Origin of the sequence: Oceanococcus atlanticus (assembly GCF_002088235.1) — a bacterium.
GTDB classification, from domain to species: Bacteria; Pseudomonadota; Gammaproteobacteria; order Nevskiales; family Oceanococcaceae; genus Oceanococcus; species Oceanococcus atlanticus.
In genome coordinates this window covers 595,204-609,791 of the sequence record NZ_AQQV01000001.1, presented here as the reverse complement: position 1 = coordinate 609,791, position 14,588 = coordinate 595,204, and the positions used below count along the sequence as shown (strand labels likewise).

Below are 14,588 nucleotides of genomic sequence, written 5' to 3'. Positions count from 1 at the left end.
CGTTTGCAAATTGGTGGGTACCTGAAGGGGCAGGTGGGCTTTCCACCACAACCCCTTTATAGGAACTTAAAAATGTTAATTCGTAAAAAACAAACCAAAACCCTGAGTCTGTCCGTTGCCATGAGCATGGATGATCACAAGCGGTTGGAACGCATCAAAACAGAGGCGGAGCGCCAGGGCTTCGACATCGACCTGCGCGGTGCGATTCATGACGCGCTGCTCAAGCTGATGAGTCGTGCTGAGCGGGAATTGAAGCCTGCTCAATCCAAAACGCAGCATGTGACCAACCGTCCCGATTCTGGGGGCTAAGTTTCATGGCTGCACAGAATCGCAAAACCCAAAGCCAGATCATTTATATTCCTCCATAAGAAAAAATGAACGGGGCTGCACCCAGGCCACAGATTCATGGATGAGTCTGTGGCTTTTGTCTGCCCAAGCCCGAATTGGATATACAGCACAATGATCACCGGCGAAATCAAAAATCAGGTTGACCGCATCTGGGATGCCTTCTGGTCGGGCGGCATCTCAAACCCGATGGAAGTCATCGAGCAGATGACCTATCTGTTGTTCATCAAGCGCTTGGATGAGCTGCACACCGTGCGGGAGAAAAAGGCCAATCGCTTGAATCGGCCCATCGACAAGCCGATCTTTGGCCAGGACCAGCAAAACCTGCGCTGGTCGGTGTTCCGACAGCTCGGTGACGCGCAAACGCTGTACGACACCGTGGCCGAGCAGGTATTCCCCTTCATCAAGACCCTGGGTGGTGGTGAAACCGATTCCACCTATTCGGCGCACATGAGGGATGCCCGCTTCACCATCCCCAATCCGGCATTGCTGGCCAAGGTGGTGGACATGCTGGATGCGATCCCAATGGAGGATCGCGACACCAAGGGTGATCTGTATGAATACATGCTGGGCAAGATCGCCACCGCCGGCCAGAACGGCCAGTTCCGCACCCCGCGCCACATCATCAAGCTGATGGTTGAGATGATGGCGCCCAAACCGTCCGATACCATCTGTGACCCGGCCTGCGGCTCGGCGGGTTTTCTGGTCTCGGCCAGTGAATACCTGAACGATCACTACCAGAACGAAATTTACGCCACGCCCGAGGCGGCGTGGCGCTTCAACCACGACACCTTCCACGGCTTCGACTTCGACAGCACCATGCTGCGGGTCGGCTCCATGAACATGCTGCTGCACGGGGTCGAAAACCCTGCAATTGAAAACCGCGATTCCCTCAGTGAGGGCCATGCCAGCGTGGAAGGGCAGTTCAGTTTGATTCTGGCCAATCCGCCATTCGCCGGCTCGCTGGATTATGAAAGCTGCGCCAAAGACTTGCTGGAAGTCGTCAAGACCAAGAAAACCGAGCTGCTGTTCCTGGCCTTGTTCCTGCGTCTGCTGAAACCCGGTGGCCGCGCCGCTGTCATCGTGCCGGATGGAGTGCTGTTCGGCTCCAGCAAGGCGCACAAGACCCTGCGCAAAAGTATTGTCGAAGACCACAAGCTGGACGGCATCGTCTCCATGCCCAGTGGCGTGTTCAAGCCCTATGCCGGGGTCTCCACCGCCATTCTGATTTTCACCAAGACCAACTCCGGCGGCACCGAGCATGTCTGGTTTTATGATATGCAGGCCGACGGCTTCTCACTGGACGACAAGCGCACCCCACTGGACGCCGACAAGCACGAGAACAACAACCTGCCGGACATCCTGGCGCGCTGGAACAATCAGGATGCTGAAGCCGAGCACGCCCGCACCGAGCAGAGCTTTCTGGTGCCCAAGGCGGACATCGCCGCCAACGACTACGACCTCTCGATCAACCGCTACAAGGAGATCGTGTATGAGGAAGTGCAGTACGACCCGCCGCAGCAGATTCTGGCCGAGCTGAAGAAGCTGGAAGCCGAGATCATGCAGGGTATGGAGGAGTTGGAGGGGATGCTTTCGTGAGCTGGCCTCAAGTTCGTCTTGCCGACTGCTGCGAAATTGTTTCTGGGGCGACGCCAAAGACCTCAGTTGATGAGTACTGGGGTGGCCCCATCGCATGGGCGACCCCCAAAGATCTCAGTAACCTTGAGGGAAAACATCTCGACGCGACGCCGCAAACTCTTACGGATGCCGGATATCAAAGTTGCTCGGCCAAGTTGATGCCAAAAGGTTCTGTGCTCTTTAGCTCAAGGGCCCCCATTGGGCATGTCGCTATTAACACTGTGCCCATATGCACCAATCAGGGATTCAAGAGCTTCATCCCCGATTCCGAGCAACTTTCGTCCGACTACCTGTTCTATTGGCTGAGAGCCAACAAGCCGTATCTGCAATCTCTCGGGAACGGAGCAACTTTCAAGGAGGTGTCGAAGGCGATCGTCGCGGAGGTCAAAATCCCACTCCCCCCACTCCCCGAACAACGCCGCATCGCCGCGATTCTGGACAAGGCCGACGCCCTGCGCGCCAAGCGCCGTGAAGCCATGGCCAAATGCGATCAGCTCCTGCAATCCGTGTTTCTGGATATGTTCGGCGATCCGGTGACGAATCCGAAGGGGTGGCCGACGATCGAACTGGCTGAGGCGGTGAATCCCGGAACAATTGTGACGTATGGGATCGTCCAGGCGGGAGACGAGGTAGACGGTGGCATTCCCTATGTCAGGACTGGCGATATCGTTAACGGAAAAATCCAAGAGAATTCCCTTCGGCACACCTCCCCTGAAATAGCTGCGAAGTTTCAACGGTCGCGGGTTGAGGCTGGCGACATCATCATGAGCATTCGTGCGACCGTAGGAACGACTGCCGTGGTGACGGAATCGTTACATGGAGCAAACCTAACCCAGGGTACCGCTCGAATTGCTGCTGGCGCGATGATGGATACCGATTACTTGCTCAATCATTTGCGAAGCCATGGCACTCAGGTGTGGATTCAAAGGCAGATCAAGGGCGCTACATTTAGAGAGATTACGCTCAAGCGGCTCCGCGAATTGCCAGTGATGGATGTTCCGCGAGATTTGCAGGGAAGATTCGCGGCAATTGCGCACCAACTGCGATGCCAGGCGTCTACGATGGAGGCATCTCTATTGAAGTTGCGCGAAGAGTTTGCATCGCTCCAGCAACGCGCCTTCTCCGGCCAACTGAGCCAGGCCGCCTAAGCCGTCACCCACATGGCCCAGTTCTTCCCCACCCGCAACGCCTGTCTGCCCCGCATGACCTCAGGCGAGCGGCGGCTCGGAGAACGGCTGGAGAAGAAACTCGAAGACGACTATCTCGTCTGGTACGACGTGCCGGTGGGCCCCAAGGCTCTGCACCCGGATTTCGTCATCCTGCATCCGCAGCGCGGCTTCCTGGTGCTGGAAGTCAAAGATTGGAAACTCGACACCATCCAGTCGCTGGACCGTGGTGTTGCACAGCTTCTGACCAACCGTGGTCTGGTCAAGGAAAAGAACCCGATGACCCAGGCGCGGGTGTATGCGCTGGAAGTTTGCATGCTGCTGCAAACTGATCCCGCGCTGGTCGGTGCGGCGGATTCACGCACCCAGGGCAAGCTGATCATGCCCTGGGGCTGGGGTGTGGTGCTGGCCAACATCACCCGCAAACAGTTCGAGAGCACAGACCTTGGCGAAGTGCTGGAACCGGGGCGGGTGATCTGCCAGGACGAGATGCTGGAATCCGTCGATGACGAGGCCTTTCAGCAACGCTTGTGGGACATGTTCCATGTCGCTTTTCCTTGCCGTCTGACCCTGCCGCAGATCGATCGGGTGCGCTGGCATATGTATCCGGAAGTGAGGGTCAACACGGATCCCGGCCAGTTCGGCCTGTTCGATGAGGATGACAGCGCCAGCATTCCGGACATCATCAAGGTGATGGATTTGCAGCAGGAGCAGATGGCGCGATCCATGGGCGATGGTCATCGCATCATCCATGGCGCGGCCGGCACCGGCAAGACCATGATCCTGGGCTATCGCTGTGTGCGGATTGCCCAGGCGACCAGCAAGCCGATTCTGGTGCTTTGCTACAACAAGTCGCTGGCCGCGCGGCTGAGCCAGGTGATCGAGGATAAGCAGATCGCCAACAAGGTGGTGGTGCGTAATTTCCACGCCTGGTGCTCGGATATGCACAAGGCCTTTCACATCCCGTATCCGGATAACAGCTTGCCGGTGGGCAAGAAAATGGCGCAGATGGTGCAAAACACCATGGATGGCGTGGATCGCGGTCAGATCCCTCGTGCCCAGTACGGCGCCGTGCTGATCGATGAAGGCCACGATTTTGAGCCGGACTGGTTCAAGCTGGTGGTGCAGATGATCGATCCGCAGACCAATTCGTTGCTGGTGCTGTATGACGATGCCCAGTCGATCTACCGCAAAGGGCCGGCCATGAACTTCAGTTTCGCCAGCGTGGGTATTCAGGCCAAGGGTCGCACCACGATCCTGCGCCTGAACTACCGCAACACGCTGGAAGTGCTGTCGGTGGCACAACGCTTCGCGGAGGAGCTGCTGGCCGAGCGCGGTGCGGAAGACGACAGCATTCCCACCATTGCGCCTGAGAGCGCCGGACGACGCGGACCCTGGCCGGAACTGATTCGCTGCGGCAGTGAATGGGCAGAATGGGATTGCGTACTGGCGCGGGTGTTCAATGAGCTGGATCACGGTCGCGCATTGAGCGACATCGCGGTGCTGTATCGAACCACCGCGCAGGCGAAAAAGATCGAGCAGGTCTTGAAGGGCAAGGGGCTGGCTGTGGTGTCCACCGCATCCAGCCGTGGCAAGGCCGCGCTGTATGACGACGCGGAGGCGATCAAGCTGGTGAGCATGCATTCCAGCAAAGGGCTGGAGTTTGGCTGCGTCATCATCCCGTGTCTGGGCGAAATGCCGCGTCCGAAAGAAGACGAGCAGGATGAGGCCAAGCTGCTGTACGTGGCCATGACCCGTGCCATGGACAAGCTGATCATGACCTATCGCGAGCATTCGGTGTTCAGCCGGCGGATTCAGGCTTCGATCAACGCCCTTCAGCATGAATTGAGTGGTGCGCAGGATGGCAGGGTGGCCTGACAAAGCGTTGTTCGCTGCCTTCAATGCCGTTTCGTTTATTGCGTTTGTCGTTTATTGCGTTTATCGTATCCGGTACTTCTACACATCCGAGGGTGTCGCCATGCCCAGTGCATTGGAAAACAGCAGTCTTCCCGACCCACGGTTCGCGGACATCGCGCGCGAAAGCTCGGTGGCATTAGCGCAGTTGTTGCGTAGCCATCCGGAGCAGGATCGTGCACACGTTCGTATGGATGGCGCGGATCTGGTTTTGCCCAGGCAGGCCATTGAATTGCTCCGCAACATCCTGAACGAGATGGCACAAGGCAACGGTGTCACCATCCTGCCGGTGCATGCAGAGCTGACAACGCAGGAAGCGGCCAATCTGCTGAATGTTTCGCGTCCACATCTGATCAAGTTGCTGGAGGCGGGAGAACTGCCTTTCAGCAAGGTCGGCACACACCGCCGCATTACCCTGCAAGACTTGATGGCCTACAAGGCGGGCCGCGATGCGGAGTCTGAGGCTGCGATGCAGGAATTGGTGGATCAGGCACAAGAACTCGACATGGGTTATTGATGCGTTTTGTCGTCATTTACGACGCTTGTGTGCTGTACCCCGCGCCGCTGCGGGACCTGCTAATACGATTGGCAATGACCGATTTGTTCGCGGCGCGCTGGACGGATCAGATTCAGGATGAATGGTCGCGTAGTGTGCTGAAGAACCGGCCTGAGCTGAGCGACAAACTGCCTCGAACCATCGAGCTGATGAACAAAGCCGTGCCGGATGTTGTGGTCACGGGTTATGAGGCATTGATTGAAGGTCTTACGCTTCCAGACCCCGATGATCGGCATGTGCTGGCCGCCGCCATCCAATCGGGTGCGCAGCTCATTGTGACCTTTAACCTGAAAGATTTTCCTGACAGTGTTTTATCCGGTTTCGGTATTGAAGCGGTCCATCCTGACGATTTTGTAACTCAGCAATTCGATTTGAATGAGGGCAAGATTCTGGCAGCGGTGGAAAAACACCGGCAGAGTTTGAGAAAACCACCCAAGCCGGTTGGCGAGTATCTTGATACTTTGGCGGCACTGGGCTTGGTGGTTACGGCGGAGCGATTGAGGAAATTTGAAGATGTGCTGTGAATTCAGTTATGACCTTGATCATTCCGTTTTGGCTAGGTAGCCATGAGTAACTTCCAGTTCCTACGCGCTGAATTCAAGCCGCTATTCGAGCCGGCTAAAAGCGCGGAGCAGCTGGTTTATTCCGACCCGCGCGCCTGCTGCATGCGCGCCCGCCATGCGCTGGAACAGGCGGTGCATTGGCTGTACGACAATGACCGCGATCTGCGCATGCCGTATGACCGCAGTCTGAATGTGCTGCTGACCCAGCCCGACTTTGAAGGGCTGATGCCGCCGCCGGTTTACACGAAGGCGAGGCTGATCCAGAAGTTCGGTAACCAGGCGGTGCATTCGGCTCGGCCGGTGGTGCCGCTGGATGCTATGAAGCTGGTCCGCGAGCTGTTTCACATCTTGTTCTGGCTGGCTCGCACCTATACCCGCGCCTCTGATCCTAAATCGATTGAAGCCCGCTTTGATGACAAGGCTGTGCCGCGACTGGTGCGCTCGGATGAAGCCATTGCACTAACCCGCGATGAATTGAAGAAGCAGGAAGCGAAGTTCGCGGGGCAGATTGACGAGCAGCACAAGGAGCTGGAAAAGCGTGAGGCCGCGATTGCCGAAGCGGCGGCGACCATCGAGGCGCGCGAGGCGGCTTTGGCCGAGATGGACGCAGAGCTCGCGGCGCTGCGCGGCGAACTGGCCAAAGCCAAGGCCGCAAATATCGCGGTGCCGGATGATCACGACTACAACGAGGCGGATACCCGCAAGCTGATCATCGACGTGCTGCTGCGTGAGGCGGGCTGGGTTGTCGGTGAGACCGCTGGCGAGGAAGTGCCCGTGACCGGGATGCCGAACCAGCACGGTGAAGGCTTCGCGGATTATGTGCTCTGGGGTGCCGATGGCAAGCCGCTGGCGGTGGTCGAAGCCAAGCGCACGACCAAAGACCCGGAAATGGGCCAGCAGCAGGCCAAGCTTTACGCCGACTGCCTCGAACAGATGAAGGGTCAGCGTCCGCTGATCTTCTACACCAACGGCTTTGCCACCTGGTTGTGGGATGACCGTCGCGCACCACCGCGCGAAGTGCAGGGTTTCTACACCCGTGATGAGCTTGAGCTGGCCATCACCCGGCGCGGCCTGAGAACCGAGCTGTCCAGCATCGACGTGAATCCCAATATCGCCGGTCGCAGCTATCAAAAACGTGCCATCGTTTCGATTGCCGAATCCTTGAATCAGGGTCGTCGTCGCGGTCTGCTGGCGATGGCCACCGGTACCGGCAAGACCCGCACTGCCATTGCGCTGGTGGATGTGCTGATGCGCGCCAACTGGGCCAAGCGGGTGTTGTTCCTGGCCGACCGCGTGGCGTTGGTGAATCAGGCGACCAAAGCCTTCAAGGCCCATCTGCCGGATTCCAGCCCGGTCAATCTGGTCACTGAAAAAACCGGGCAGGGCCGGGTGTATCTCTCGACCTATCCCACGATGATGGGCCTGATCGACCAAATGAAAGACGGCCAGCGCCCCTTTGGCGTCGGCCACTTTGATCTGGTCATCATCGACGAAGCGCATCGCAGTGTGTACCAGAAGTACGGTGCGATCTTTCGTTACTTCGACAGTTATCTGATCGGCCTGACCGCCACACCGCGTGATGAGGTGGATCGCGATACCTACCATCTGTTCGGTCTGGAAACCGGCGTGCCCACCGATGCCTACAGCCTGGATGAGGCTGTGGCCGATGGCTATCTGGTGCCGCCCAAGGCCAGTTCGGTGCCGATCAAATTTGTCCGCGAGGGCATTAAGTACGACGAGCTTTCGGACGAAGAAAAGGAGCATTGGGAATCGCTGGACTGGGGCGATCGTGATGGTGATGGCGTGGACGACCCCGCGCCCAGTGAAATCCATGCTTCACAAATCAACAAGCAGCTCTACAACGAGCACACCGTTGATCTGATGCTGCAACACCTGATGGAAAACGGCCTGAGCGTTGAGGGTGGCGACAAGCTAGGCAAGACCATCATCTTCGCAGCCAATCAGGCGCATGCAGATTTCATTGCCAAGCGTTTCAATCATCACTACCCGCATACCAACGGTGAGTTCGCGCGCACCATCACCTACAGTGTGAATTACGCCCAGTCGCTGATCGATGATTTCTCAAACCCGGAGAAGTTGCCGCAGATCGCGATTTCGGTGGACATGCTGGATACCGGCATTGACGTACCGGAAGTACTGAATCTGGTGTTCTTCAAAGCGGTGCGCTCCAAGGTCAAGTTCTTACAGATGATCGGGCGCGGCACGCGCCTGTGCCCGGATTTGTTCGGGCCGGGGCAGGACAAGACCGAGTTCCAGATCTTCGATTTCTGCGGCAACTTCGAATACTTCAATGAGCACCCTGGTGGTATGGCGGGCAGTGTTGGCGAACCACTGGCCAAGAAGCTATTCAAGCGGCGTCTGGAACTGCTGGAAGTGCTGCCCGCGCCGGTGATCAATGAGGCGCGTGAATGCCCGCCCGATGAAGAAGCCCTGATTGAGCTGCGCATCGGCGTGACGGATGAACTGCACCGTGAAGTTGCAGCGATGAATCCGGACAACTTCATCGTGCGCCCACACCGCGAGCCGGTCAGCCGATTTGCTGAGCGCAAAGCCTGGGATGCTTTGGATGATACCGCGCTGATCGACTTGCGAGATGAGGTGGCGGGTCTGCCCAGCGAACGTGAAACCGAGCACATCACCGCCAAACTGTTTGATTTGACCTGTCTTCAAATGCAGCTTGCAGTGGCGCAAGGCAGCGCGTTCGAAAAGCTGCGTCAGAAAGTTATGAAGCTGGCCGCTGATCTGGAAACCAAGGACAGCATCCCGCTGGTCAAGGCCCAACTCCCGTTGATCCAGGACCTCCAGACTGACGAATACTGGCAGGACATCAGCCTGCCCATGCTGGAGCATCTTCGGCGCAAACTGCGCGGCCTGATCCTGTTCGTGGACAAGAGCGCCATCAAACCCGTTTACACCGTGCTGACGGATGAAAAGGGAGAAGCCAGCGAAGTGGAATTGGGTGACTTCTCCACCGGTATCAACGTGGCGCAGTACAAGCGCAAGGTTGAGGCCTACATCCGCGCCAATGAAAACCACGTCGCCATCGCCAAACTCAAGCACAACAAGCCGCTGACCCCGCAGGATTTGGATGAGCTGGAGCGCTTCGTCTATGAGTCAGGTGAGGCAGAAAGCCGCGAGCGATTCACCGAGGTCTATGGTGCCGACAAGCCGCTGACCGAACTGATCCGATCCCTCGTCGGGCTGGATCGTAACGCCGCCAAGGAAGCCTTCAGTCAGTTCCTTGACGGCAACCGCTACAGCAGTCAGCAGATTCGTTTTGTAGAGATGATCATTGAGCGGCTGACGCAACACGGCGTGATGGACCCAGGATTGCTCTACGAGCCGCCTTTTACCTCAATCCACCATGAAGGGCTGGATGGGGTTTTTCCGGGGGCAGGTGGGGACACTGTGCTGGGAGCCATAGAGCAAATCAACGAAAATGCCAGGGTGGCCTAGCGTTGCCGCGAAGTGATTGCGCAAACCGATTGAGCCCATCAAGCGCGCGTGGCCAACGTGGCCCATATATGGCCCACGGCATTTTCGGCGTCTTGGGAACGCCCGTGGCATGGGCGTTCCTGGTAATGGGAGAGAGGGTTCGAATCCCTCCCTCTCCGCCACTCTAGCGCTTGCCTGAAGCCCGTTTATGAGGCTGTCACACGGCTGGCATGACTTATGTCCCATAATCTGTTATTAGTACCTTAACTTTATGGGGTAACAGCCTGACTTACAGGCATTTTGTGGGTTGTGCGGATGATCGGACCGGGTGGAACCGTCATCCATGCCAATTCGTGTGGTCAGGACTGAGCAAATCTTTCACGGGGCCAGCTGCAGGGCACAAGCAGACCTGAATCAGAGCAGGTGGCTTTCCACGTGTATCTAGGAGTGTAGGGGAATGGAATTCAAAAACACGCATGCACGCACGATCATGGCGTTGCTGCTGGGCGGCGTCCTGATGGCATGCTCGTCTGATGACTCGGGCATTAACGGCGGCACGACTTTTGATACCGACAGCGATGGCATCGTTGACAGTGCGGACAACTGTCTGACCATTGCCAATCCCCTGCAGACCGACACCGACGCTGACGGTATGGGCGACGCATGCGATGGCGACGATGACAACGACGGCGTGGCCGATGGGTCAGATAACTGCCCGACATTCGCCAATCCGGACCAGGCCGACAGCGATGATGATGGTATCGGCGATGTGTGCGCCAAGCAGGGTGATGTCGATGCTGACGGGGTCAGCAACGAGTTGGACAACTGCCCCACGGTGAACAATCCGGACCAGCTCGACAGTGATTCTGACGGAGTCGGTGATGCCTGCCAGGACAGCGACAACGACGGTGTGCTGGACAGTGAAGACAATTGCCCAACTTTGTCGAACGCGCTGCAAGCCGACGCAGACAACGATGGCGTCGGCAATGCCTGTGATGATGATTCAGACAATGACGGTGTTGACGACGGGGCCGACAATTGTCCGCTGACGCCGAACGCAGGGCAGGAAGACAACGATAACGATGGTATCGGTGATGCGTGTCCGGGAGATTTGGATAACGATGGGATCGGCAACAGCGCTGACAATTGCCCGTCAATCCCCAATCCGGATCAGGCTGACCGCGATACTGATGGGGCCGGTGACGCTTGTGATGACACCGACGGCGATCAGATCGTTGACGCCGTAGACAATTGCCCGGACACCTCAAACCCGAATCAGCAGGATCTCGATAACGACGGCATCGGCGATATTTGCGATGCGGATGACGATCAGGATGGTGTTGATGACAACCTGGACAACTGCCCACTAGTCGCCAATTCACAACAGGGTGATGCTGATCAGGATGGTGTTGGCGATGCCTGCGAAGGCGATCAGGACGGTGACGCTGTCGTCGACGACGTTGATAACTGCCCGGTGGATCCCAATCCGTTGCAGGGTGACCGGGACAACGACGGTCGCGGCGATGCCTGTGATGACAGTGATGCTGACGGCATTCTGGACAGCGTTGACAATTGCCCGAATGTAGCCAATTTAGGGCAAGCTGACAGCGATGGCGATGGCCTTGGCGATGTCTGTGATGCCGATGACGACAATGATGGCGTCGACGACAACCTGGACAACTGCCCGTTCACGGCCAATCCGGATCAGAGCGACAGCGATAACGACGGTCAGGGGGACGCGTGCTCCGACTTTGACAATGATCTGGTCGCAGACTCGGTCGACAACTGCCCGGAAGTGCCCAACACGAATCAAGCCAATTTTGACGAGGCTGCCGAGTTGGCCGATCCGGATCTGCCGGTTCGTGGAGATGTGTGCGATGACTCCGATGTTGACGAGTCTGGGGCGCCCATGGCTGACGGGGTGCTTGATGCCTTTGACAACTGTCCCACGGTGCCGAACGCATCGCAGATAGATACCGACGAAGATGGCGCCGGTGATGCCTGCGATGCTGATATGGACAACGATGGCGAGGACAACAGCACAGATAATTGCCCGCTGGTAGCCAACCCTGATCAGCTCGATGCCGACAATGACGGTATTGGCGATGCCTGTGAGGCGGACTCCGATGGCGACGGCGTGTTGGATGACGACGATAAGTGCTTGAATGTGCCCGACCCTGACCAAACAGATGCCGACGGCGACGGTGTGGGCGATGCCTGTGACGAGTTGACCGAAGTATCTTGTGGTGTTGGCGAAGCCTTCCAGCCGCTGGTCTCAACGGGCGATCCAAACATCGCGGGGCCGGTTATTCAGGGCGATCGCACATTCGTATCTACGCTCTGCCTCGGCTGTTCGATCAGTAATCGAGGGCGTGTTATTGATGGTGATCTGAACACCGCGGGCAGCATAGATCTGACCCTCGGCCTGCTTGATGCTCGAGGCGCGATTTCGGTCCTTGATGAGCGGCGCACTGAAAACCCCTACATCGCCGGGCGTGATATTGCAGTTATTGTGTCCAACCCCACCGCCGATCTGCTTCTCGCTGATCTGTTGCCGGGCGTGACGGTTCGGACGTTCGAAGGTGGTCAGCAACGGCAAGCTTTTACCAATGCTGGCAATCTGCTGGGGCTGGATCTGCTGGGTTTGTTGGGTGACAGCTCAAAATCGATGATTCGCGTGAACCCAACGCGTGACTACGACGAAGTTCAAATCGAAGTGTCTTCAACACTGGCATTGCTCGACACATTTGAGATTCACGGCGTCTGCATCCAGAACGTCGGGCCGTAACGGGTTACGGCAGTTCAACTGAAAAGGCGGGCCATGAGCCCGCCTTTTTTGTGGTCGTTACTGCTGCAGCTGTTGGGATAGCTTAAGCCGCAGCGGCGTATGTTCAGGATGCGTTGCATCACCGCCGGTATAGCGTGTGCCGGACTGGCTATGCGCCAGGGCCGCCAAGGCCGTGTAAGCCATGTGAGTGCGAGCGTTGTTGGGTAGATGGCGACGTTGGCGTTCGCATTGCCGAATCTGGTCGGTCAGTTCGTCGCTGATTGTTGCGGGCAAAAAACCATGGTGTTGATCCAGTGCAGTGGCCACGGACGGGGACAATTCCGGGCACAGTGCCAGGCGGCTTGTGAGCTGTTCGATCTGGGCGGCGCTGGCGGTATTCTGGGTGTCGACAAACAGGGCCTGTGCGGCAAAGCAGCCCGTCAATGTGACTGTGGCAAAGAGCAATTTGTGTGTCGGGCGGAGCATGGTCAGATACTGGCGATGTTTGGATGCCCCACATTGCATCGTGTATCACGTCAAAAAAGCGTGAATTCAGGCTGTTAACCCAGCCCCTGGCTTGGCAGTGCTAAGCTGGTGGATTGCCGAGTGGATTGTTGGAGAACATCGTGGTTCAGGCGCGTCTGATTCTGGTTTTGGGGGCAGTGGTGGCCATCGGTCCGTTGTCCATTGACCTGTATCTGCCGGCTTTTCCACGTCTTCAGACGTATTTCTCGACCGATGCGGCATCGGTGCAGTTCACCCTGGCCGCCTTCTTTGTCGGCATCGCACTGGGCCAGCTACTGTATGGCCCCATCAGTGACCGCTTCGGACGGCGTGTGCCGTTGATCCTGGGGCTTGCCGCGTATTCGCTGGCCTCACTGGCGTGTGCCATGTCCGAAAGTATTGAAGTGCTGGTGTTCTGGCGCTTTATTCAGGCCATGACAGGCTGTGCCGGTATGGTTATTGCGCGTGCTGTGGTGCGTGACCTGTGCACACCACAGGAGATGGCTCGTGTGTTGTCGCTGCTGGTGTTGGTTATGGGGGTGGCGCCGATATTGGCACCGTTTATTGGCAGTTTGGTGATGAGCTGGTTCGACTGGCCCGCGATGTTTGTTCTGCTGGCCGCGTTTGGTGCGTTGTGCGCGCTGCTGGTAATGGTTGGCGTGCCGGAGTCGCTTGATGTGCGTCGCCGTGAGCCGGCGCTGAGTCTGGGCAGTGCCATGATCAATTACCGTCATGTGCTTACACATCGACGGTTCATGGGATACGCACTGTCCGGAGGCGTGGCTCAGGCGGGCATGTTTGCCTATATCTCGGCCTCGTCATTCGTTTTTATTGAGGGGTTCGGCCTGTCGTCGTCACAGTTCGCCATCTTGTTTGGTGCCAACGCCTTCGGTTTGATACTGGCCTCGCAGGTCAACCGCGCCATGCTTGAGCGTTTCAGGGCGCAGAGTGTGCTCGGCTATGCGCTGGGGACGTACGCGGTCTCGGCGTTGCTCATGAGCATTATGGCGGTGACTGGGGTTGGCGGCGTATGGGGCGTGATCCCGCCGCTGTGGCTGTGTCTGGCTTGCCTGGGCTTTACGTTCCCGAATTCCACCGCCGCAGCCATGGCACCGTTTGGTGATCGTGCGGGTACCGCATCAGCCATGATGGGGACCATGCAGTTTGCAATCGCGGGGGTGGTCAGTGCCGGCGTCGGGCATTTTGGTGGTCATGGGGCTGTGCCCATGGCGGTGGTTATGACCGTGTGCGCAACAGCTGGCTATTTGCTCCTGCGCTGGGTGCGTGCAGAGTAGGGCAGGCTATTTGGCCCGGTTCCAGGCCTCAATAAATACCATTAGCAGCAAGTAGATACAGAACAGAATATCCATCAGTACCAATGTTACGGACTCGAATGGGTCACTGCTGTTCAGGTCGGTGTGGCGAAAACCCCAGATGCCCAGGGTGATGATGATGCCGTGGACCAGCAACCGCAGCTTCTGCCGTCTTGCCTCAGCAGCTCGTTGACGCGCCATCGCGCGCGCTTTGGCGGCGCGGCCCTTGTCTCCAAGACGGCGCGGTTTGCGTGGGTCGATGTAAACCATGATGTGTGTTGCTGTGTCCCCATGCTAAGCATAAGCGTTGCGTCAGGCGAGACCAAGACGGGCACAAAAAAGCCCGCGCATGGCGGGCTTTTTCAA

11 protein-coding genes are annotated in these 14,588 nt (G+C 57.6%); 9 read left to right on the top strand and 2 right to left on the bottom strand.

Going from position 1 to position 14,588, the window contains the following annotated elements; genetic code table 11:
• The first annotated feature begins 72 nt into the window (after window positions 1–72).
• From ATO7_RS02815 to ATO7_RS02780, 8 genes are all read left to right on the top strand, one after another.
• Entirely contained in the window at window positions 73–309 is a 237-nt protein-coding gene (locus ATO7_RS02815) for a hypothetical protein (protein WP_083559387.1), read from the top strand.
• Between the two features lie 96 nt (window positions 310–405).
• On the top strand, window positions 406–1,944 hold the full coding sequence (locus ATO7_RS02810; RefSeq protein WP_240499412.1) for a type I restriction-modification system subunit M: 1,539 nt from the start codon (window positions 406–408) through the stop codon (window positions 1,942–1,944).
• Window positions 1,941–3,131: a restriction endonuclease subunit S gene (locus ATO7_RS02805; RefSeq protein WP_083559385.1), complete on the top strand. Its 1,191-nt coding sequence runs from the start codon at window positions 1,941–1,943 to the stop codon at window positions 3,129–3,131. The genes ATO7_RS02810 and ATO7_RS02805 overlap by 4 nt, the downstream gene beginning before the upstream one ends.
• A gap of 12 nt (window positions 3,132–3,143) precedes the next feature.
• Window positions 3,144–5,027 (top strand): 3'-5' exonuclease, encoded by a 1,884-nt coding sequence (locus ATO7_RS02800; RefSeq protein ID WP_083559384.1) that lies wholly within the window; start codon window positions 3,144–3,146, stop codon window positions 5,025–5,027.
• 7 nt (window positions 5,028–5,034) lie between these two features.
• Entirely contained in the window at window positions 5,035–5,580 is a 546-nt protein-coding gene (locus ATO7_RS02795; RefSeq protein ID WP_240499411.1) for a helix-turn-helix domain-containing protein, read from the top strand.
• On the top strand, window positions 5,580–6,143 hold the full coding sequence (locus tag ATO7_RS02790) for a PIN domain-containing protein (RefSeq protein WP_083559383.1): 564 nt from the start codon (window positions 5,580–5,582) through the stop codon (window positions 6,141–6,143). The genes ATO7_RS02795 and ATO7_RS02790 overlap by 1 nt, the downstream gene beginning before the upstream one ends.
• Window positions 6,144–6,185: 42 nt before the next feature.
• Entirely contained in the window at window positions 6,186–9,659 is a 3,474-nt protein-coding gene (locus tag ATO7_RS02785; protein WP_083559382.1) for a DEAD/DEAH box helicase family protein, read from the top strand.
• 436 nt (window positions 9,660–10,095) lie between these two features.
• A complete protein-coding gene (locus ATO7_RS02780) occupies window positions 10,096–12,426 on the top strand; it encodes a thrombospondin type 3 repeat-containing protein (protein WP_083559381.1) in 2,331 nt (776 codons plus the stop codon).
• Window positions 12,427–12,483: 57 nt separating this feature from the next.
• Here ATO7_RS02780 and ATO7_RS02775 read toward each other — a convergent pair whose 3' ends face one another.
• Window positions 12,484–12,891 (bottom strand): hypothetical protein, encoded by a 408-nt coding sequence (locus ATO7_RS02775; protein WP_146680114.1) that lies wholly within the window; start codon window positions 12,889–12,891, stop codon window positions 12,484–12,486.
• A 140-nt stretch (window positions 12,892–13,031) separates the two neighbouring features.
• On the opposite strand from ATO7_RS02775, the gene ATO7_RS02770 reads away from it, so the two are divergent.
• Window positions 13,032–14,204, top strand: coding sequence for a multidrug effflux MFS transporter (locus ATO7_RS02770; protein WP_206044767.1), 1,173 nt, complete (start codon window positions 13,032–13,034; stop codon window positions 14,202–14,204).
• 6 nt (window positions 14,205–14,210) lie between these two features.
• Here the strand turns inward: ATO7_RS02770 and ATO7_RS02765 are convergent, their stop codons facing one another.
• Window positions 14,211–14,492: a hypothetical protein gene (locus tag ATO7_RS02765; RefSeq protein WP_083559379.1), complete on the bottom strand. Its 282-nt coding sequence runs from the start codon at window positions 14,490–14,492 to the stop codon at window positions 14,211–14,213.
• Window positions 14,493–14,588 lie beyond the last annotated feature (96 nt).